This is a genomic window from Trujillonella humicola (assembly GCF_046233715.1).
GTDB classification, from domain to species: Bacteria; Actinomycetota; Actinomycetes; order Mycobacteriales; family Geodermatophilaceae; genus Trujillonella; species Trujillonella humicola.
The window spans coordinates 1-20,422 of record NZ_JBJNRJ010000009.1; the positions used below are offsets into that span (position 1 = coordinate 1).

Genomic DNA, 20,422 nt, shown 5'->3' on the forward strand with positions numbered 1-20,422 from the left:
CCCCCCCCCCCCCCCCCCCCCCCCCCCCCCCCCCCCCCCCCCCCCCCCCCCCCCCCCCCCCCCCCCCCCCCCCCCCCCCCCCCCGCGTGGGGCTAGTCGCCGCCGACGAGGGCCTCGGCGAAGGCTTCGGGCTCGAACGGCGCCAGGTCGTCGGCGCCCTCCCCGAGGCCGACCAGCTTCACCGGGATGCCGAGCTCGCGCTGCACCGAGACGACGATGCCGCCCTTGGCCGTGCCGTCGAGCTTGGTGAGGACGACGCCCGTGACCTCGACCGCCTGGGTGAACAGCCGTGCCTGCACGACGCCGTTCTGCCCGGTCGTCGCGTCGAGGACCAGCAGCACCTCGGTGACCGGGGACTGCTTCTCCACCACCCGCTTGATCTTGCCCAGCTCGTCCATCAGGCCCGACTTGGTGTGCAGCCGGCCGGCGGTGTCGACCACCACGGTGTCGACCTCCGCCTCGACGCCGGTGCGCGCCGCCTCGAACGCGACGGACGCGGGGTCGGCGCCCTCCTTGCCGCGCACGGTCAGCACGCCGACCCGCTCGCCCCAGGTCTCGAGCTGGTCGGCGGCCGCGGCGCGGAAGGTGTCGGCCGCGCCGAGGACGACGCTGCGGCCGTCGCCGACGAGCACGCGGGCGATCTTGCCGACCGTGGTGGTCTTCCCCGCGCCGTTCACGCCGACCACCAGGACGACGCCGGGCCGGCCCTCCCGCCGCTCCACGCCCAGGGACCGGTCGAGGTCGGGGCCGAGGACGGCGGTCAGCTCGCGCACCAGCAGCGCGCGCAGGTCGGCGCCCGACGCGGTGGCCAGCACCATCGACTGGGTGCGCAGCCGGTCGACGATCTGGGTGGTCGCCGCGACGCCGACGTCGGCGGCCAGCAGGGTCTCCTCGATCTCCTCCCAGTCGTCCTCGGTCAGCTTCTCGCGGGCGAGGACGGTGAGCAGGCCGCGGCCCAGCGAGGACTGCGAGCGGGCCAGCCGGGCGCGCAGCCGGACCAGCCGGCCGGCCGACGGCGGGGGCGTCTCGAACAGCAGCCCCGGCTCGGGCTCGGCCGGCGGCAGCTCGACCGGCTCGGCCGGCCGGGTCTCCTCCGCGGGCGTGGTCCCCAGGCCGCTCGCGGTGGCGCCCGAGTCCGGGCTCAGCGGCGCCGGCGGCGGGGCCTGCGGGGGGCGGGGACGGGTCAGCGTCGTGCCCGCCACCGCGTCGTCGTCGAGCCGGGTGGTGCGCCGTCCCCGGCCCACCAGCAGGCCGGCGCCGACGAGGAGGGCGACGACGAGGATCGCGACCGCGATCAGCACGAACTCCATGCCGTCAGTCTCCCAGGCCACCCCCGGCCGGAGTGCCACGGCAGGACCCGGCCGCGATGCCACGGCGGCACCCGGCCGCGATGCCCCAGCGGCACCCGGCCGCCATGCCACAGCGGCACCCGGCCGCCATGTCACAGCGGCACCCGGCCGCGATGTCACAGCCCGCACCGGGCACGACCCCGCGTCCAGGTGGGAGGCTCGCGGGCATGCCGCTGACCGCTGGGAGCACCCCGGCCCTGCTGATCGGCCCGCTGCTGCGGCACGTCGACCCCGTGTCGGCGACGGTGTGGGTGGAGACCGACCGCGCCTGCGAGGTGGAGGTCCTCGGCCGCCGCGCGCGCACCTTCTGCGTCGGCGGCCACCACTACGCACTCGTCGTCGTCGAGGGGCTCGAGCCGGGCAGCAGCACGCCCTACGAGGTGCACCTGGACGGCGCCCGGGTGTGGCCCGACCGGGCCTCGCCCCTCCCGCCGAGCCGGATCCGCACCCCCGGCCGGCCCGGGCCCTTCACCATCGCGTTCGGCTCCTGCCGGTACGCCACCCCCAGCACGGTCGCGCCGTCCGACGGGATCCCGCCCGACGCCCTCGACGTCTACGCCTCCCGCATCGCCGGCCGGCACGAGGACGAGTGGCCCGACGCCCTCGTGCTGCTCGGCGACCAGGTCTACGCCGACGAGCTCACCGCGCCGACCCGCGAGTGGCTGTCGCTGCGCCGCGGGCGGCCGGTGCGCGAGGACGGACAGGTGCTCGACTTCGAGGAGTACACCCGGCTCTACGCCGAGTCCTGGAGCGACCCGCAGGTGCGCTGGCTGCTGTCGACGATCCCCTCCTCGATGGTCTTCGACGACCACGAGATGATCGACGACTGGAACACCTCGGCCGCCTGGCGCCGCCGGGTCACCGCCACCGGCTGGTGGGCCGACCGCATCGCCGGTGGGCTGGTGAGCTACTGGATCTACCAGCACCTGGGCAACCTGAGCCCGCAGGAGCTCGCCGGCAACGCCGTCTGGCAGGCGATGCAGCAGCGGACCGACGAGAGCGACGACGCCGAGCCGATGCTCCGGGAGATGGCGGTGGCCGCCGACGGCGACCCGCGGTCGATCCGCTGGAGCTACGTGCGGCACTGGGGCGACGTGCGGATGGTGATGGTCGACAGCCGCGCCGGCCGGGTCCTGGACGAGCAGGCCCGCCGGATGCTGGACGACGACGAGTTCGCCTGGGTGGAGGCGGCCATGCGGACCGCGGTGGACGAGGGCGTCGAGCACGTCGTCCTGGGGACGTCGCTGCCCTGGCTGCTCCCCCACGCCATCCACGAGGTCGAGCGCTGGAACGAGACGCTCAACGTGCGGCACGAGGGCACGCTGCGCGGCCGGCTGGCCGAGAAGCTGCGCCAGGCCGCCGACCTGGAGCACTGGGCGGCGTTCGGCTCCTCCTTCGAGCGGCTCGGCGCGGCCGTCGTCTCCCTGGCTCGCGGCGAGGCCGGCCGGGCGCCGGCCACGGTGCTGGTCCTGTCCGGCGACGTGCACCACGCCTACGCGGCGGAGCTCACCGAGCCCTCGGGGCTGACGTCCCGGGTCCACCAGTTGACCGTGTCGCCGCTGCACAACCAGGCCCCGCACCCGATCCGGGTCGGATTCCGGATCGGGTGGAGCCGCTGGGCCCGCCGGCTGACGACCGGGGTGGCCAGGCTCACCCGGGTCGAGCCGTCCCCGCTGGACTGGACCAAGGCCGCCGGGCCCTTCTTCGGCAACCAGGTCGGTGAGCTGGTGCTCGACGGCCGCGAGGCCCGCTTCCGGCTCCTGGTCGCCGACGAGCGCACCCGGTCGACGGAGGAGTTGCAGGAGGTGCTGGACCTGCCGCTGACCGATCCCGTCCCGGCGCCTCCTGCCAGGCTGGGCCGGTGACCGACGCCGCGCACAGCTCCCCGGCTCCCCGGCCCGCCCCCGGCCCGGACCAGCCGCCGATCCCCGTCCGCCTCGTCACCTTCAACACCCACCACGGCGTGGGCACCGACGAGCGGCACGACCTCGCGCGCCTCGCGACCGTGCTCGCCGCCGCCGAGGCCGACCTGGTCTGCCTGCAGGAGGTCGACCGGCACTTCGGTCCGCGCAGCGAGGGCGTCGACCAGGCGCTGCTGCTCTCCCGCGCGCTGGACATGCAGCTGGCCTGGGGCCCGGCGATCGACGAGCCGGGACGCGACGGCGGAGAGCGTCGCCAGTACGGCAACGCGCTGCTGTCGCGGCTGCCGGTGCTCGTCAGCGACGTCCACCGGCTGCCCGGCAGCGGCGAGCCCCGCAGCGCGCTGCAGACGATGCTGGAGCTCGACGGCGGCACCCTGTGGGTGACCGCCACCCACCTGACCACCACCTCGGCCGCCGAGCGGGCCGAGCAGGTGGCGGCGCTGGCCGCTCTGCACACCGACTCCATGGCGACCGGTGTCCTGGTCGGGGACTTCAACGCCGCGCCCGGCGCCCCGGAGCTCGAGCCGCTGCTCGGGCGCTTCACCGACGCGTGGGAGCGGGCCGCGCAGAAGGAGGACCGGGCGGGCTGGCGGTTCTGGCACAGCGGCCAGGGCCGGACGCACCCCGCCGGCTCGCCGCGCCGGCGGATCGACCAGGTGTGGGTGACACCGGGGGTCGAGGTGGTCTCGGCCCGGGTGCTCGACGCCGAGGGCGCGTCGGACCACCTGCCCCTCGTGGTCGACCTGCTCGTCCCCTCGGGCGTCTGAAAGGACCCCCTCGCCCCCCACCACTCGCAGGCTCGCGGCGGGCCCCTGCGAGGGGGCCCCTACGCAGGTTCTGTTTCGCGGAGGCGCTGGCTGATGACACCGGTGATGCCGTCACCGCGCATGCTCACCCCGTAGAGGGCGTCGGCGATCTCCATGGTCCGCTTCTGGTGCGTGATGACGATCAGCTGGGACGTCGCGCGCAGCTGCTCGACGAGGGTGAGCAGGCGGCCGAGGTTGACGTCGTCGAGCGCGGCCTCGACCTCGTCGAGCACGTAGAACGGCGAGGGCCGGGCCCGGAAGATCGCCACGAGCAGGGCGACGGCCGTCAGCGACCGCTCACCGCCGGACAGCAGCGACAGCCGCTTGACCTTCTTGCCCGGTGGCCGGGCCTCGATCTCCACGCCGGTGGTCAGCATGTCGCCGGGATCGGTCAGCGTCAGGCGCCCCTGCCCGCCGGGGAACAGGACGGCGAAGACCTGCTCGAACTCCCGCTGCACGTCGGCGAAGGCGGCGGAGAAGACGTCGTGGATGCGGTCGTCGACCTCGCGGACGACGGTGAGCAGGTCGCGTCGGGTGGCCTTGAGGTCCTCCAGCTGCGTGGCGAGGAAGGCGTGCCGCTCCTCGAGCGCCGCGAACTCCTCCAGCGCCAGCGGGTTCACCTTGCCGAGGGTGGCGAGGTCGCGCTCGGCCCGGGCGGCGCGCCGCTCCTGGGCGGCGCGGTCGTAGGGCACCGGCTCCGGCTCGGGCTCCCCCGCCTGCTGCGCGGCGGCCAGCTGCGCCGGGGACGGCGGCACCGCAGCGGCCGGCCCGTACTCGGCGACCAGCGCCGGCAGGTCGACCCCGAACTCTTCGACCGCCCGCGCCTCGAGCGCCTCGATCCGGTACCGCTGCTCGGCGCGGGCCACCTCGTCGCGGTGCACCTCGTCGGTGAGCCGCTCCAGTTCCGCCGTCGCCGTCCGGACGCGGCTGCGCACCTCGAGCAGCTCGGCCTCGGCGGCGCTGCGCCGGCGGGCGAGCGCGTCGCGCTCGGCGGCGGCACGCGACAGCGAGCCGGCCAGCGCGGTGAGCGCGGCGTCGGCGTCGGCGCGGACCCGGCCGGCGACGGAGGCGCCACGCTGCCGGGCGGCGCGGGCCGCGGCGGCGCGCTCGCGGGCGGCGCGTTCCTGACGGGCCTGCCGGCGCAGCGCGTCGGCCCGGCCGGACAGGGCCCGGGCGCGCTCCTCGGCGGTGCGCACGGCCAGCCGGGCCTCGGTCTCGGCCCGCCCCGCGGCGGCGACCTCCAGCCGCAGGCGGTCGCGGTCGGCCGACGAGGGCTCGTCCTCCAGCGGCACGGCCTCGGCGGCGGCCAGCCGCTCCTCGAGGCCGGCCAGCGCCGTCCCCGCCTGCTCCAGCGCCTGCTCGGCGCGGACCCGTGCCGCGGTCGAGCGCTCGGCCTCGGCGGCCGCCGAGCGGGCGGCGGCGCCGAGCTCGGCCAGCTCGGTGGCGACGGCGGAGCGGCTGCGGTCGGCGGCCTGGCGGGCGGCCGCGGCGGTCTCCACGTCGGCCGAGCGCGCCCGGGCGGTCTCCCGGGCGGCCGCCAGCTCCTCGGCCAGCTCGGCAGCGCGCTCGGCGGCCGCGGCGAGCGCGCGGCCGGCCTCGTCCACCCGTGCCCGGACCTCCAGCCCGGTGGGGGCGTCGGCCTGGCCCCCGGCGGCCCAGTCCGCACCGACCAGGTCGCCGTCGGCGGTCACGGCCCGGACCCGGGGGTGCGTGCCGACCAGCGTGGCCGCCTCGGCCAGGGTCGGCACGACCGCGACCCGGTCCAGGGCCCGGGACAGCGCCGGGCCGAGCCCCTCGGGCGCCTGCACGAGGTCCAGCGCCCACCGCGCACCCCCCGGCAGCTCGGGCCAGCCGTCGCGCGGCAGCGGCGGGAGCCCGGCGGTGACCAGGAGCGACACCCGGCCACCGTCGCCCTCCCTGAGGTGGGCCAGCGCCGCCGCGGCCTCTCCCACGCCCGTGACGACGACCGCGTCGGCCCGGCCGGCGAGGGCTGCGGCCAGCGCGGTCTCGGCCCCGGAGGCGACGGTCAGCCGGTCGGCCAGCGGCCCCAGCACGCCGGGCAGGCCGGCGGCGAGGACGGCGGCGGCCCCGTCGGCCGGGGCCAGGCCGGAGGCCAGGGCGTCGCGGCGGGCCTGCGCTCCGGCCCGGTCGCGCTCGGCGGCCCGCTCGGCGGCGGTCAGCTCGGTGACGCGGCGGGCTGCGGCGGCGTGTGCGGCCACGGCGTCGGCGTGGGCGGTCACGAGGGCGACGTCGTCGTCCTCCTGCTCGGCGAGCGCGGCCCGGCGCGCGGTCAGCCGGTCCTCGGCCGTCCCGGCGCGGGCAGCGGCCTCGCCGGCCGCCGCGGCGAGGCGGTCGATCTCGGCCTGCCCGGCAGCGACGCGCGACCGGGAAGCGGCGACCTGTCCCGACAACCGGGCCAGGCCCTCCCGGCGGTCGGCCAGCGCGCGGGTGGCGGCGACCCACGCCTTCTCCGCGGCGGCGAGCGCGGCGTCGGACTCGGCCCGCGCGGCGACGGCAGCGGCCAGCCGGCCCCGCTCGGCGGCCAGCCCCTCGGCGAGCTCGGACTCCGTGGCGGCGATCCGGTCGGCCTCGGCCTCCAGCTGGTCGGGGTCGCGGCCCCCGGTCGCCGCGGCGACCGGCGCGGACAGGTGGCGGTGCCGCTCGCGCGCCAGCGCCGAGATCGCGCGGAACCGCTCGGTCAGCGCCGACAGCCGGTACCAGGTGTCCTGCGCACCGCCCAGCAGCGGCGCGTCCGCCGCCAGGTCCGCCTCCAGCGCCGCCTCCCGCGCGGCGACGCCGGCGAGCTCGGACTCCACGGCAGCGCGCCGCGCCCGGGCGGCGGTCTCGTCGGCGACGTCCTTGTCGAGGGCCTCCCGCAGCCGGACCAGGTCGTCGGCGAGCAGCCGCAGCCGCGCGTCGCGCAGGTCGGCCTGGACGCCGGCGGCCCGGCGGGCGACCTCGGCCTGCCGGCCCAGCGGCTTGAGCTGGCGCCGCAGCTCGGCGGTCAGGTCGGCCAGGCGGTCGAGGTTGACCTGCATGGCGTCGAGCTTGCGGAGGGCCTTCTCCTTGCGCCGGCGGTGCTTCAGGACGCCGGCGGCCTCCTCGACGAAGGCGCGGCGGTCCTCGGGACGGCCGGAGAGCACGGCGTCGAGCTGCCCCTGGCCGACGATGACGTGCTGCTCGCGCCCGATGCCGGAGTCGCTGAGCAGCTCCTGCACGTCCAGCAACCGGACCTTGTCGCCGTTGATCTCGTACTCGCTCTCGCCCGAGCGGTACATCCGGCGGGTGATCGAGACCTCGGTGTAGTCGATCGGCAGGGCGCCGTCGGCGTTGTCGATCGTCAGCGTCACCTCGGCCCGGCCCAGCGGCGGGCGACCGGCCGTGCCGGCGAAGATGACGTCCTCCATCTTGCCGCCGCGCAGGCTCTTGGCGCCCTGCTCGCCGAGGACCCAGGCGATGGCGTCGACGACGTTCGACTTGCCCGACCCGTTGGGGCCGACGACGGCGGTGATCCCCGGCTCCAGGCGCAGGGTCGTCGCGGACGCGAAGGACTTGAAGCCCTTGAGCGTCAGGCTCGACAGGTGCACGGGACCAGGAGGCTAGCCGAGGAGGGACCGGCCGCGCCGCCGTCCGGGGCGGGTGGGCCGGATGATGCCGGTAAGGCGGTCCGCGACAGGGCGCGGGACGTCCGGATGACCAGGAGCCGGCCCGCTACCGGGCCGGCGGTCGCCGGCGGCGTCGCTCAGGCCAGCGCCGGCTCGGTGTTGTCGCCGGCCATGCTCAGCAGCTCGGAGGCGATGACGGCGTCGCGGGCGGCGTCGCGCTGCGCGCGCAGCTCCCCGAGCTCGGCCTCCAGGCGGCGTACCCGCGCCCGCAGGGCGGCGTTCTCCTCGACGACGAGCTGCGCCGGGCTGACGACGTGACCGAACAGGGCCTTGGCCATGGTTGTGGCGGCCTTCCTGACAGCGAGAGGTGTGCCCGGCGCCCCGGATCGCGGTCGGCGCGGGCTGGATACCACAAGGGTGACAGGGAGGGACACGCAGGTCAACGGCACGCTGCCGAGCTCCCGTGTCCGGAAGATGTCGTCTTCGTCACGCCGTCGTGAAACCCTGCACGTCCTGCGCGGGCTCCTCCCGGGCGTCCACCGCGTGCACCGTTCCCGGCGCCGACGGGCCCTCCAGCGCGGCGACGGCACCGTGCACGGCGTCCCCGGGGCCCTCGAGCACGACCTCGACCGAGCCGTCGGGCAGGTTGGTCGCCGAGCCCGCCAGTCCGGCGTCCCGGGCCAGGCCGCGGACGAACCACCGGTAGCCCACGCCCTGGACCAGCCCCGACACCCGCGCGACGACGCGGACGCGGCCGGTCACGCCGTCCTCCGGGCCCGCGGGCGTGGCTGGCACCGGGGGCAGCTGTAGCTGGACCGGTTCATGAACGACTCCCGCCGGATCGGCGTCCCGCACCGCGGGCAGGGCCGGTCCGCCTGGCCGTAGACCGCCAGGAAGCGGGAGAAGTAGCCGCTCTGGCCGTTGACGTCGACGTACAGGGAGTCGAAGGAGGTGCCACCCTGCGCGAGCGCCTCCTGCAGCACGTCCCGCACGCCCTGCAGCAGCGCCGCCACCTGCGGCCGGGTGAGCGCGTCGGTCGGCCGGGCGCCGTGCAGCATCGCGCGCCACAGCGACTCGTCGGCGTAGATGTTGCCGACGCCGCCGACGAGCGTCTGGTCCAGCAGCGCCCGCTTGACCTCGGTGCGCCGGCGGCGCAGCGCCGCGCTGAACCGCGCCTCGTCGAAGGAGGGGTCCAGCGGGTCGATGGCGATGTGCGCCAGCCGCGCGGGCAGCTCCTCGCCGGTGGCTCCGCCCGCCCCACCCCCGGCGCACTCCTCCACCGCCAGCCCGCCGAACGTCCGCTGGTCGACGAACCGGAGCTCGCGGCCGCCGTCGGTGAACGTGAACCGGGCGCGCAGGTGCACCTCGTCGGGCTGGGTGCGCTTCTCCACCAGCAGCTGGCCGCTCATCCCCAGGTGCGCGACGAGCGCCCGCCCCGACGGCGTCCCGTCGGGCTCGGCCACCGGCAGCCAGAGGTACTTCCCGCGCCGGTGCGCGGCGGTGAGGGTGCGGCCGGTCAGCGCGGCCACGAAGTGCTCGGTGCCCTCGAGGTGGCGGCGGACCGCCCGCGGGTGGTGCACCTCGACGGCGGCGACGGTGCGCCCGGCGACCCACCGCTCCAGGCCACGCCGGACCACCTCGACCTCGGGCAGCTCGGGCACGCGCGCTCAGCCCCCGGCGGAGCCCGACACGGCACCGGGCACGGGGGGTCCGGCCGGGACGTCGGCGGACAGCGCCCGCCAGGCGGCCTCGGCGGCCTCCTGCTCGGCGGCCTTCTTCGTGCGCCCGCCGCCGCGCCCGTACTCCGTGCCGGACAGCAGCACCGCGGCGGTGAAGGACTTGGCGTGGTCGGGGCCGGTGTCCTCGACGACGTAGGTCGGGGCGCCCAGCCCGCGCGCGGCACCGAGCTCCTGCAGGCTGGTCTTCCAGTCCAGGCCGGCACCCCGGGTGGCCGACTCCGCCAGCAGCGGGTCGAACAACCGGTGCACGATCGCCGCGGCGACGTCGAGCCCGAGTCCGAGGTGGATCGCGCCGATCAGCGCCTCCATCGCATCGGCCAGGATCGAGTCCTTGTCCCGGCCGCCGGTGGTCTCCTCGCCCCGGCCCAGCAGCAGGTGCGGGCCGATCCCGCCGTCGCCCAGCCGACGCGCGACGCCGGCCAGCGACGTCATGTTCACCACCGAGGCGCGCAGCTTGGCCAGCTGCCCCTCGGGCAGGTCGGGCTGGCTGCGGTACAGCTCGTCGGTGACGACCAGCCCGAGCACGGAGTCGCCGAGGAACTCCAGCCGCTCGTTGGTCGGCAGGCCGCCGTTCTCGTAGGCGTAGGAGCGGTGGGTCAGGGCCAGTGCCAGCAGGCCGCCGGGCAGCTCGACGCCCAGGGCGTCGAGCAGCCAGGCGGCCGCGGCGTCGGCGTGGGCCGCCCCGGCCGGCGACGGGCTCGTGCCGGTGCCGGTGGCCGGTGCGGCCGCGGCGGGGCTCCCCACGGTGAGGTCAGACCGAGAGGACCTGGCGGCCCTCGTACTGCCCGCAGGTCGGGCAGGCCTGGTGCGGGGGCTTCAGCTCGCCGCAGGCCCGGTTCGGGCACGGCGACAGGGTGGGGGCGGTCGCCTTCCACTGCGAGCGGCGCGCGCGGGTGTTGCTGCGGGACATCTTCCGCTTCGGGACGGCCACGTCAGTTCTCCTTCGGGTTGGTACCGCCAGGAGCACCCGGCGGGGTCAGCTTGCCGGCGAGCCCGGCCCAGCGGGGGTCGACCAGCTCGTGCGCGTGGTCGGCGGGGAGGTCGTCGAGGCGCTCGCCGCAGTCGGCGCACAGCCCCGAGCAGTCCTCGGTGCACAGCGGTGACAGCGGCAGGGCGAGGACGACGGCGTCGCGCACCATCGGCTCGAGGTCGATGCGCTCGCCCTCGACGAGGCGCACCTCGTCCTCCTCGCTCGTGGCCTCGGTGGTGCTGCCCTCGTAGGCGAACAGCTCCTGCACCGGCAGGGTCAGGGCGTCCTCGACGTCGTCGAGGCAGCGGGCGCACTGGCCGACCAGCGGCGCCTCGACGTCCCCGGACACCAGCACGCCCTCCATGACCGCCTCGAGCCGCAGGCGCAGGTGCACCGGCGCGCCGACGGGGACGCCGATCAGCTCGACGCGGAACCCCTCGGGCGCCGGCACCGTGCGGTCCAGCTCCGTCATCGACCCGGCCCGACGGCCCAGCTCGCGCAGGTCCACGCGCCAGGGGTCGGCAGCGGGACGCCGGGCGTCCGGGGACGCGGCGCCGGGGCGGGGCAGCGGTGCGGCAGGCATGTCGGTACTCGCGGGTCGGGAGGAAAGGGGGGGTCCGGCGGGGCAGCTGCCGCCGTCCGGAGCAGCTGCCAAGACTACCCGATCGCGCGCGGACGCCGTCCGCCCCTCGGCGGTCCCCTCGCACGGGCCCGGCGAGTGCCTGACCACCCGCGAGGGGCCCGGGCTACTCGCGGAGGGTCAGCCGGGCCTTCTCGACCGAGCGCATCATGCGCTCCAGGGTGGTGCCGAAGTCGGCCAGCCGGCTGTCGACGTACTCGTCGACCTCGGCCCGCACCCGGGCGACGTCGGCGGCGGTCCGGGCGCCGAGCTCGTCGGCGCGGGCCACGGCGCCGCGGTAGACCTCGGTCTCGGTGACCAGCCGCTCGTGCTCGGCGGCGGCCGCGGCCAGCAGCTCGGCCTGCTGGGCCTGCGCGTCGGCCAGCACGGCCTCGTGGTGCAGGCGGGCCTCCTCGACCATCCGGGCGGCCTCCGCCTCCGCCTCGGCCAGCAGCTCCTCGGCCTCGGCCTGCGCCTGGCCGAGCAGCTCGTCGCGCTGCCGGCGCGCCACCCCGAGGATCTCCTCGCGCTGCCGCCGGGCGCCCGAGACCAGCTGCTCGCTCTCCCCCCGGGTCCGGCCGGTCAGCCGCTCGGCCTCGGCCTGCGCCTGCTGGAGGATCTCGGTCCGCTGCTCGACGATCCGCCCGGCCTGCTGGACCTCCTCGGGCAGGTTCTCCCGCAGCTCGTCGAGCAGGTCGAGCATGTGGTCGCGCGGCACCATGCACGAGCCCGACATCGGCACGCTGCGCGCGTTCTCGATGACCTGGCCGAGCTCGTCGACGACGTCGTAGAGCCGGTACACGACCTCTGTCATGCGCTCTGCTCCCGCTTGGCCAGCAGCCGGTCGAGCACGGCCTTGGGCACCAGCCGCGACACGTCCCCGCCGAAGGTCGCGATCTGCTTGACGAGGCTGGACGACAGGTGCCCCACCTGCGGGGCGGTCGGCACGAACAGCGTCTCGATGCCGGCCAGCTCGCGGTTCATCTGCGCCATCTGCAGCTCGTACTCGAAGTCGCCGACCGCGCGCAGGCCCTTGACGATCACCGGCACGTCGTGCTCGCGGCAGTAGTCGACCAGCAGGCCGTGGAAGCTGTCGACGACGACGTTGGGCAGGTCGGCGCAGGCGTCGCGGAGGAGCTCCATGCGCTCGTCGACGGAGAACAGGCCCGCCTTGCCCGGGTTGACCAGCACGGCCACGACCAGTTCGTCGTAGAGGCCGGCGGCCCGGGCGATGACGTCGACGTGGCCGTTGGTGACCGGGTCGAACGATCCGGGGCAGACGGCACGCCTCACGACAGCCGACCGTACCGGAGCAGGGCCTCCCCGTAGCGGCGATCGCGGATCCCGGCCAGGGGTGTCGGCCACTCCCACGGCTGCTCGCGGCTGGAACGCTCGACGACGACGACGGCTTCCTCGGCGAGCCAGCCACCTCCGGCCAGCGCCCGGAGGACGCCGAGCACCTCCGCGGCGGGCGTCGCGTAGGGCGGGTCGGCCAGGACCAGGTCGAAGCGGGCCGGGGGCGGGCCGGTCACCACCGCCGGCACCGAGCCGGCGACCACCCGCGCGCCGGGCAGCCCGAGGGCGGCCACGTTGGCCCGCAGCACCGGCAGCACCCGCGGCCCGGACTCGACGAGCACCACCTGCGCGGCGCCGCGCGACAGCGCCTCCAGGCCGAGCGCCCCCGAGCCCGCGTACAGGTCGAGGACGGCGGCGCCGTCGAGGTCGAGCAGCGCGGTGAGGCTGTTGAACAGCGCCTGCCGGGCCTTGTCACCGGTCGGCCGCACGCCCGACGGCGGCACGGCCAGGCGCCGCCCCCCGGCCGCGCCGGCGACGATCCGGGTCACGCCGCCCGACCCCCTGGCAGGGGCCCACCGCGAGCTCGCGGGCGGTGGGGGGCGAGGGGGTCCGTCCTCATGCCTTCTCCAGGGCCATCACGCTTTTTCGAGGAACGTGGCGCGCTCGTCGGTGGCCAGGGCGGCCACCTCCATCGCCAGGCCGGGGTGGTCGGCGAGCCCGCGCTCGGTGGCCAGCAGCGCCGTCGCCTCCGTGCGCGCCCGGGCGATGAGCTCCTCGTCCTCCAGCAGCGACAGCAGCCGGATGCCCGAGCGCCGGCCGGACTGCGCGGCCCCGAGGACGTCGCCCTCGCGGCGGGTCTCCAGGTCCAGCCGGGCGAGCTCGAAGCCGTCGGAGGTGCCCGCCACCGCGGCCAGCCGCTGGCCGGTCGGCGAGGACGTCGGGGCGTCGGACACCAGCAGGCACAGCCCCGCGTGCTTCCCCCGGGCCACGCGGCCGCGCAGCTGGTGCAGCTGGCTGACGCCGAAGCGGTCGGCGTCCATGACCACCATCACGGTGGCGTTGGGCACGTCGACACCGACCTCGACGACCGTCGTGGCCACGAGCACCTGCGTCTCGCCCGCGGCGAAGGCCCGCATGCGGGCGTCCTTCTCCTCGGGGGCCAGCCGCCCGTGGAGGACGTCGAGCCGCAGGCCGGCCAGCGGTCCGGTGCCCAGCCACTCGGCGACGTCGAGCACCGCCAGCGGCGCCCGCCGCTCGCCGCCGTCGTCGGCCGGCGCGCCGTCGTCGTCGCCGGGCTCGTCCTCCTCGCCCTTCTCGCCCTCGACCTCACCGATCCGCGGGCACACGACGTAGGCCTGCCGGCCGGCGGCGACCTCCTCGCGCAGCCGCTCCCACGCGCGCTCGAGCCACGTCGGCTTCTCCTTCACCGGCACCACCGAGCTGCTGACCCCGCCCCGGCCGCTGGGCAGCTGGCGCAGCGTGGAGGTCTCGAGGTCGCCGTAGACGGTCATGGCGACGGTCCGCGGGATCGGCGTGGCCGTCATGACCAGCACGTGCGGGGGGCGGTTGCCCTTGGCGCGCAGCGCGTCGCGCTGCTCGACGCCGAAGCGGTGCTGCTCGTCGACGACGACCAGCCCCAGGTCGGCGAAGTCGACGCCCTCCTGCAGCAGCGCATGGGTACCGATCACGATGCCGGCGCTGCCGTCGGCCACCGCGGCCCGCGCCTCCCGGCGGGCGGCGGCCCGCTGGGAACCGGTGAGCAGGACGACGCGGGTTCCGGCCGGGTCCCCGTCGAGCTCGCCGGCCCGGCCCAGCGGACCCAGCAGCGCGGCGATCCCCCGGGCGTGCTGGGCGGCGAGGACCTCGGTGGGCGCCAGCAGCGCGGCCTGCCCACCGGCGTCGACGACCTGGGCCATGGCGCGCAGCGCGACCACGGTCTTGCCGGAGCCGACCTCGCCCTGCAGGAGCCGGTGCATCGGGGTGTCGCGGTCCAGCTCGGCGGCCAGCTCCTCGCCGACCTCCCGCTGCCCCTCGGTGAGCGCGAACGGCAGCGCGGCGTCGACGGCGTCGAGCAGGCCGCCGGGCCGCCGCGGCCGGGCCGTGCCGGGCTCGAGCGCCGCGGCGCGCCGGCGGGCGGCGAGCGTCAGCTGGAGGGTGAGCGCCTCGTCCCACTTCAGCCGCTGCTCGGCCCGCTCGACGTCGTCGGCGCTCGTGGGGCGGTGGATGTCCAGCAGCGCGGCGGGGAGCGTGGGGAGGCCGTGCCGGGCGCGGACCTCCTCGGGCAGCGGGTCCTCCACGAACCCGAAGCCGCCGCCGGAGTCGAGCAGCAGCTTCACCGAGCGCTGGATGACCCAGCTGCTGACCTCCTTGCTCGCCGGGTAGATCGGGATGAGCGCCCGGGCCCACTCCTCGTCGTCGTCGCCGGTGATCAGGTGGAAGTCCGGGTGGGCGAACTGCTTGCTGCTGCGGTACTCGCCCACCGTGCCGGCGAACAGGCCCCAGGCGCCCTCGCGCAGGTGCCCGTGCCGGTGGTTGAAGAAGACCAGCTGCATGGTGCCCGCGCCGTCGCCGACGGTGACCTCGGTGAGCATGCCCCGGCGCTGGCGCATCGGCCGGGTGGTGACCTTGCGGACCTGCGCCAGCACGGTGACCCGGTCACCCACCTGCAGGTCGTCGAGGCGGGTCATCTCGCCGCGCCGGGCGTACCGGCGCGGGTAGTGCCGCAGCAGGTCGCGCACCGTGTGCAGGCCCAGCGAGGCGGCCATGGCCTTCGACGTCTTCGGGCCGAGCACCTTGGACAGGTCGGTCGTCAGGTCGACCGCCACTCACTCCACCCCCACCAGCAGCGGCACGCCCGCCGCCCCGCCGTCGTACCGCACGACCTCCACCGTCGGGTGCGCCGTGGCCAGGTGCCGGCAGGCGGCGTCGCCCAGCGCGGCGTCGGGGCCGACCACGAGGGTGGCCAGCTCCCCGCCGGCCGACAGCAGCCGGTCCAGCAGCTCGCAGGCGACGGCGGCGCGGTCCTGCCCGATGACCACGACGTCGCCCTCCGCCGATCCCAGCGTGTCGCCGGGCCGGCAGAGCCCCGCGGTGGTCAGCGCCTCCTGGTCGGCGACGGTGATCTCCGCCCACCGGGTCGCGGCCGCGGCCTCGGCCATGGTCACGACGTCGTCGCCGAAGTGCCGGGAGGGATCGGCGACGGCGATCGCGGCCAGCCCCTGGACCGGGGACCGGGTCGGCAGGACGGCGACCTCGCGGCCCAGGGCCCGGGCGCGGACGGCGGCACGGCCGGCCACCGGGGCCAGCGCAGCGTCGTTGGGGAGGACGACGACGGCGGCGGCCGTGGAGCCGAGCACCTCGTCGAGCACGTCGTCCTCGGTCACGCCCTCCGGCCCGCAGGTGACCACGAAGACGCCCTCGCCGGCGAACAGCTCGGCCAGGCCGTCGCTGGGCACGAGCGCGACGACCCCGCGGGTGCCCTGCACGGGCGCCGCCGGCGGGACGGGGGCCAGCGGGGTCACCGAGATCCGGTGGGGCCGCCCGGCCTCGATGCCGGCCTCGATCGCCGCCCCGACGTCGAGGCAGTGCACGTGCACGTTCCACTCCCGGCCGGTGGGGGTGTCGACACCCACGACCACGAGGCTGTCGCCGAGGGCGGCCAGCCGCGCCTGCAGCCGGGCGACCGCGGCCTCGTCGGCGTCGGCCAGCAGGTACTGCACCTCGCTGCCCGGGCCGGCCGGCGGCTGGTGCGGGACGTCGCGGTCGCCCGGGTGGTGGTGGTGCCGGTGGGCTCCCCCGGCCCCGGCGGCGCGGACCAGCGGCGGGCGGGCCGGCTCCTCCCCGGTGACGGTGGCGACCAGGGCGTCGAGGACCAGGCACAGGCCCGCGCCGCCGGCGTCGACCACGCCCGCGTCGCGCAGCACCGCCAGCTGCCCGGGGGTCGCCTCCAGGGCGACCCGGGCGCCGTCGGCCGCGGCGCGCACCACCTCGGCCAGGTCGTCGCGCCCCTGCCCGACCGCCGCGGTCGCGGCCTCGCCACCGGCGCGGGCCACGGTGAGGAAGGTGCCCTCCTCCGGTTCGGCGACCGCGGCGTAGGCGGTCTCCGCCGCGCACCGCAGGGCGTGCGCGAAGGCGGGGCCGTCGGCCGGGGGCGCGCCGGCGAGCCGGTCGGCGAGCCCGCGCAGCACCTGGGCGAGGATCGTGCCGGAGTTCCCGCGGGCGCCCAGCACCGCGCCGCGGGCCAGCACCGTCCAGGCCGGCTCGCCCTCCGGTGCCTGCTCGAGGGCGGCCAGCGCGGCCTCGGCGGTGAGGAGCAGGTTCGTGCCGGTGTCGCCGTCGGGCACGGGGAAGACGTTGAGCTCGTCGAGCCGGTCGCGGGCCGCGGACAGCGCGACCACCGCGGCCCGGCACCAGCGACCGGCCGCGGCGTCGTCCAGCACCGGCAACACGGCGGGAGAGTACCCGCGCGCACCGACGTCCCCGGGCCGCGCGACGTCCACGGCGGCGAGCGGTTAGACTGGCCGACGGTCTGTACGCGGTCGCCGTTCCGAGCGCCGCCCTGAAGTCGAAGATCTGGGAGTGATCCGCCGTGGCTGCCGTGTGCGATGTCTGTGGCAAGGGGCCCGGTTTCGGTATGTCGGTGTCGCACTCGCACCGCCGCACGCCGCGCCGTTGGAACCCGAACATCCAGTCCGTGCGAGCCCTCGTGGCTCCCGGGAACCGTCGCCGGATCAACGCGTGCACCTCGTGCATCCGCGCCGGCAAGGTCGTCCGCGCCTAGCGCGGACCTGCGCACGTCCCGACGGGCCCCGGAGGACCTCCTCCGGGGCCCGTCGTCGTGCCGGCCGCAGCCGGCCCGGATGCCGCGCTCGCGCCCTCAGTGCCGGCCGATGCCGCGTGCCCGCGCCGCCAGCACGACGAGGTCCACGACGGAGTCCAGCGGCAGCGCCGTCCCGTCGACGACCAGGTGGTAGTGCTTCGCGGCCGCCGGGTCGCACCGGTAGAAGTGCCGCACGTAGGCCTCCCGCGCCCGGTCGTTGGCCTCGAGCTCGCGGCGCAGCTCCTCCCGGGGCCGCCGGCTGCGGGCCACCACGGCGGCCAGCCGGCGGTCCGCGGGACCGTCGAGGCGCACGTGCAGGGCGTCGGCCCGGTCCCGCAGCACCATCGCACCGGCGCGGCCGAGCACCACTCCCCCGCCACCGTCGGCGATCTCGGTGAGCACCCGCTCGGTCTGCAGCCGGAAGGCACCCTCGTCCGGGACGCCGGTGACCGGCAGCACCCCGCCGACCGGGTCGGGCACCGTGCCCAGCGACGCGATCAGCCGCCACAGGCCGCGGGCGACCCGCTCGTCGTTCTCCTCGGCCTCGGCCACGGGCACGCCGAGCCGCCCGGCCACCTGGAAGGGGATGGCCCGGTCGTGGAAGGGCAGCCCGAGCCGCTCCGCCACGGCCGGCGCCACCTCGTGCCCGCCCGCGCCGTAGGGGGCCGAGATGGTCACGACGCCCACGGCTGCACCTCCGGGCCGGCCGGCCGCCCGCCGAGGAGCCCGTCGCGCAGCAGCCCGCCGCCCGGGGGCCCGTCGCCGAGGAGCTTGCCCAGGAACACCGCGCCGGGCGAGTCCGCGTAGACGCCGTAGCCGGCGACCGGGGTGTACCCGCGCCTGCGGTAGAGGTCGATCGCCTCGGGCTGGCGGTCCCCGGTGTTGAGCACGACCGCCCGGTGCCCGGCCGCGGCGGCGCTGGCCTCGAGGGCGTCCATCAGCAGCGAGGCCAGGCCCAGCCGCCGCGCGGTGGCGGCGACGTACACCCGCTTGACCTCCACGACACCGGGGGCGTGCACCCGCCAGGCGGCGCAGCCCAGCGGCTCGCCGTCGGCCTCCGCGACGAGGAACAGCCCTGCCGGCGGCGCGAACTCCGCGGGGTCGACGACGGCCTCGTCGGGCCCGCCGTAGCGGGTCACGTACTCCCGCTGCACCGCGGCGACGAGCTCGCGCGCGACCGGCGAGTCGTAGCCGGCGGCACGCAACCGCACGCCCCGGCCGTCGGGCAGCACGCGCCCGCCGGCCGTGGACTCAGCCGAAGTGGACATGTCCCGTTCCTCCCGCTCCCAGCTCCTCGGCGACGACGGCGGCGGGCCGGCCGTCCACCCGCACCTGCGGGCCGTCCCCGGCGCCGACAGCACCCCCGCCGACCACACCCCCGATGACCGCCCAGCCGGGAGGCAGGGTCGCATCCGCCGGGAAGGTGGCGAGCAGCGCGTGGTCCTCCCCGCCGGTGAGCACCCACGCCAGCGGGTCCACCCCGAGCGCGGCCCCGACCTGGAGCAGCGGACCGGGCGGGTCCAGGGCGACCGCGGCGAGCGCCGCCCGGTCGATGTCGACCACCACTCCGCTGGCCTCCGCGATGTGCGCGGCGTCGGCCAGCAGCCCGTCGCTGACGTCGCACATGGCGGTCGCACCGGCGTCGGCGGCCGCCGGCCCGGCCGCGTAGGGCGGCTCGGGCCGCCGGTGCGCCCGCACCGCCGCCAGCGGACTGCTGAAGCCCCGCCGCAGCACGGCCAGCCCGCACGCCGACCAGCCCAGCCGCCCCGCCACCGCGAGGACGTCGCCGCCGCGGGCCCCCGAGCGCAGCACCGGCCGCCGACCGGCGAGGTCGCCCAGCGCGGTGACCGACAGGACGACGCTGCGGCTGTCGGGGGCCGAGGCGACCGTGTCGCCCCCCACGACCGCCGCGCCCAGCGGGCCGCACTCGCCGGCGAGCCCGTCGGCCACCTGCTCCAGCCAGGCGGTGGGGGTGTCGGGCGGGCAGGCCAGCCCGACGAGCAGCGCGGTGGGGACGGCGCCCATGGCGGCGACGTCGGCCAGGTTGGCTGCCGCGGCCTTGTGCCCGACGTCGGTGCCGGTGGACCAGTCCCGGCGGAAGTGCCGCCCCTCGACGAGCACGTCGGTGGTGGCCACGACCCGGCCGTCGGGGGCGCGCACCACTGCCGCGTCGTCGCCGGGACCCACCTCGGTGGCCCGCGCGACCCCGGCGCGGGCCACCACCCGGTCGATCAGCGCGAACTCCCCCAGGGAGGCGACCGTCTCGCCTCCGGGGGCGGGGGGCCGCGTCACCGGGTGCCCCTCGTCACTGGGGTAGGTTGCGGTCCGACCCGCCGGCCGGTGGGTGCACGCCGGCGGCAGCGCTGCCCGAGGAAGGTCATCCCGTGGTCCACGCCTACATCCTGATCCAGACCGAGGTCGGCAAGGCCGCGCAGGTCGCCACGACGATCGCCGAGATCGCGGGGGTCACCAAGGCCGAGGACGTGACGGGCCCCTACGACGTCATCGTGCGCGCCGAGGCCGAGACCGTCGACGAGCTCGGCCGCCTGGTCGTCGCGCGGGTGCAGTCGGTGGACGGCATCACCCGGACGCTGACCTGCCCCGTCGTCAACATCTGAGCCGCTGAGCGAGGACGACCGCCCCGCGGCCGGCCCGGCGCCCGGGGACGCGCCGCCACCCGGGGAGACGCCACCCGGGGAGACACCACCTGGGGGGACGCCGCCTGGGGGGACGCCGCCGGCCGATCCGCTGCGGCGCGCGGCGCTCGCGGTGACCGTGCTCGTCGTCCCGCTGCTCGTGGTGCTGCTCGTGCTGGCCAACCGCGGCGGCGGGGACGACGGCGACGACTCCCCCGCCCGCGTCGACGGCCCGGCCGCCACCGCGCGGGGCGACCTGCCGGTGCTGGAGGTGCCGGTGCCGCCGGTCACGGCCGAGGCCGACGCCGCCTGCCCGGCGTTCATGACCGACCTGCCGGTCGAGCTCGCCGGCCAGCCGTCGCGGCGGGTGCGGTCGGACACCCCCTACGCCTACGCCTGGGGCGAGCCGCCGGTGGTCCTGCGCTGCGGCGTCGAGCGCCCGGCCGGGTTCGTGGTCGGCGGACCCCAGCTGTTCGAGCTGAACGGCGTGTCCTGGTTCGTCGACGACTCCGACCCCGACCGGTACGTCTGGACGGTCGTCGACCGCACCGTGTACGTCGAGCTCGCCGTCCCGGCCGACGTCAGCAGCGCGCCGGCGATCGCGCTCGGCCCGCTGATCACCGCCACCCTGCCGTACCAGGAGCCGCGGCCCGGCGGCTGA

General features: G+C 77.1%; 21 protein-coding genes. 5 read left to right on the forward strand and 16 right to left on the reverse strand.

The window, feature by feature from the left end:
• Positions 1-92: 92 nt before the first annotated feature.
• Positions 93-1,310, reverse strand: a complete 1,218-nt coding sequence (ftsY, locus tag ACK586_RS06980) for a signal recognition particle-docking protein FtsY (RefSeq protein ID WP_409329737.1) — start codon at positions 1,308-1,310, stop codon at positions 93-95.
• A 206-nt stretch (positions 1,311-1,516) separates the two neighbouring features.
• On the opposite strand from ftsY, the gene ACK586_RS06985 reads away from it, so the two are divergent.
• Together ACK586_RS06985 and ACK586_RS06990 are read left to right on the forward strand one after the other, a co-directional pair.
• Positions 1,517-3,214: an alkaline phosphatase D family protein gene (locus ACK586_RS06985; protein WP_409329738.1), complete on the forward strand. Its 1,698-nt coding sequence runs from the start codon at positions 1,517-1,519 to the stop codon at positions 3,212-3,214.
• Entirely contained in the window at positions 3,211-4,038 is an 828-nt protein-coding gene (locus ACK586_RS06990; RefSeq protein ID WP_409329739.1) for an endonuclease/exonuclease/phosphatase family protein, read from the forward strand. The genes ACK586_RS06985 and ACK586_RS06990 overlap by 4 nt, the downstream gene beginning before the upstream one ends.
• Before the next feature lie 59 nt (positions 4,039-4,097).
• Here ACK586_RS06990 and smc read toward each other — a convergent pair whose 3' ends face one another.
• From smc to ACK586_RS07050, 12 genes are all read right to left on the reverse strand, one after another.
• Positions 4,098-7,664, reverse strand: coding sequence for a chromosome segregation protein SMC (smc, locus tag ACK586_RS06995; RefSeq protein WP_409329740.1), 3,567 nt, complete (start codon positions 7,662-7,664; stop codon positions 4,098-4,100).
• A 155-nt stretch (positions 7,665-7,819) separates the two neighbouring features.
• The gene (locus tag ACK586_RS07000; protein ID WP_409329741.1) at positions 7,820-8,020 is read right to left on the reverse strand and encodes a hypothetical protein; all 201 of its coding nucleotides are present in this window, start codon (positions 8,018-8,020) and stop codon (positions 7,820-7,822) included.
• 148 nt (positions 8,021-8,168) lie between these two features.
• Positions 8,169-8,444, reverse strand: coding sequence for an acylphosphatase (locus ACK586_RS07005; RefSeq protein ID WP_409329742.1), 276 nt, complete (start codon positions 8,442-8,444; stop codon positions 8,169-8,171).
• Positions 8,441-9,343 carry a bifunctional DNA-formamidopyrimidine glycosylase/DNA-(apurinic or apyrimidinic site) lyase gene (mutM, locus tag ACK586_RS07010; protein ID WP_409329743.1) on the reverse strand — a complete coding sequence of 301 codons (903 nt, stop codon included), beginning with the start codon at positions 9,341-9,343 and terminating at the stop codon, positions 8,441-8,443. Before mutM ends, ACK586_RS07005 begins: the two co-directional genes overlap by 4 nt.
• Before the next feature lie 6 nt (positions 9,344-9,349).
• Positions 9,350-10,165, reverse strand: coding sequence for a ribonuclease III (gene rnc / locus ACK586_RS07015; RefSeq protein WP_409329744.1), 816 nt, complete (start codon positions 10,163-10,165; stop codon positions 9,350-9,352).
• A 7-nt stretch (positions 10,166-10,172) separates the two neighbouring features.
• Positions 10,173-10,352: a 50S ribosomal protein L32 gene (gene rpmF / locus ACK586_RS07020; RefSeq protein WP_222174117.1), complete on the reverse strand. Its 180-nt coding sequence runs from the start codon at positions 10,350-10,352 to the stop codon at positions 10,173-10,175.
• Position 10,353: 1 nt separating this feature from the next.
• Entirely contained in the window at positions 10,354-10,974 is a 621-nt protein-coding gene (locus tag ACK586_RS07025) for a YceD family protein (RefSeq protein WP_409329745.1), read from the reverse strand.
• A 163-nt stretch (positions 10,975-11,137) separates the two neighbouring features.
• On the reverse strand, positions 11,138-11,824 hold the full coding sequence (locus ACK586_RS07030; protein WP_409329746.1) for a hypothetical protein: 687 nt from the start codon (positions 11,822-11,824) through the stop codon (positions 11,138-11,140).
• Entirely contained in the window at positions 11,821-12,303 is a 483-nt protein-coding gene (gene coaD, locus ACK586_RS07035; protein WP_409329747.1) for a pantetheine-phosphate adenylyltransferase, read from the reverse strand. The genes ACK586_RS07030 and coaD overlap by 4 nt, the downstream gene beginning before the upstream one ends.
• Positions 12,300-12,854 carry a 16S rRNA (guanine(966)-N(2))-methyltransferase RsmD gene (gene rsmD / locus ACK586_RS07040; RefSeq protein ID WP_409329748.1) on the reverse strand — a complete coding sequence of 185 codons (555 nt, stop codon included), beginning with the start codon at positions 12,852-12,854 and terminating at the stop codon, positions 12,300-12,302. Before rsmD ends, coaD begins: the two co-directional genes overlap by 4 nt.
• An 87-nt stretch (positions 12,855-12,941) precedes the next feature.
• Positions 12,942-15,131, reverse strand: coding sequence for an ATP-dependent DNA helicase RecG (recG, locus tag ACK586_RS07045; RefSeq protein WP_409329749.1), 2,190 nt, complete (start codon positions 15,129-15,131; stop codon positions 12,942-12,944).
• Entirely contained in the window at positions 15,132-16,754 is a 1,623-nt protein-coding gene (locus ACK586_RS07050; RefSeq protein ID WP_409329750.1) for a DAK2 domain-containing protein, read from the reverse strand.
• A gap of 149 nt (positions 16,755-16,903) precedes the next feature.
• Between ACK586_RS07050 and rpmB the strand changes: the two genes are divergently transcribed.
• Positions 16,904-17,086 carry a 50S ribosomal protein L28 gene (gene rpmB / locus ACK586_RS07055; protein WP_425283681.1) on the forward strand — a complete coding sequence of 61 codons (183 nt, stop codon included), beginning with the start codon at positions 16,904-16,906 and terminating at the stop codon, positions 17,084-17,086.
• A gap of 96 nt (positions 17,087-17,182) precedes the next feature.
• Here the strand turns inward: rpmB and ACK586_RS07060 are convergent, their stop codons facing one another.
• The 3 genes from ACK586_RS07060 to ACK586_RS07070 are packed head-to-tail and all read right to left on the reverse strand — an operon-like array spanning position 17,183 to position 19,417.
• A complete protein-coding gene (locus ACK586_RS07060; protein WP_409329751.1) occupies positions 17,183-17,812 on the reverse strand; it encodes a cytidylate kinase-like family protein in 630 nt (209 codons plus the stop codon).
• Positions 17,800-18,393 (reverse strand): GNAT family N-acetyltransferase, encoded by a 594-nt coding sequence (locus ACK586_RS07065; protein WP_409329752.1) that lies wholly within the window; start codon positions 18,391-18,393, stop codon positions 17,800-17,802. Before ACK586_RS07065 ends, ACK586_RS07060 begins: the two co-directional genes overlap by 13 nt.
• Complete coding sequence (locus ACK586_RS07070; protein WP_409329753.1) at positions 18,377-19,417, reverse strand: thiamine-phosphate kinase; 1,041 nt, start codon at positions 19,415-19,417, stop codon at positions 18,377-18,379. Before ACK586_RS07070 ends, ACK586_RS07065 begins: the two co-directional genes overlap by 17 nt.
• A 92-nt stretch (positions 19,418-19,509) precedes the next feature.
• Here ACK586_RS07070 and ACK586_RS07075 point away from each other — a divergent pair, with 92 nt between their 5' ends.
• Entirely contained in the window at positions 19,510-19,743 is a 234-nt protein-coding gene (locus ACK586_RS07075) for an Lrp/AsnC ligand binding domain-containing protein (RefSeq protein WP_409329754.1), read from the forward strand.
• A gap of 151 nt (positions 19,744-19,894) precedes the next feature.
• Complete coding sequence (locus ACK586_RS07080) at positions 19,895-20,422, forward strand: DUF3515 domain-containing protein (RefSeq protein ID WP_409329755.1); 528 nt, start codon at positions 19,895-19,897, stop codon at positions 20,420-20,422.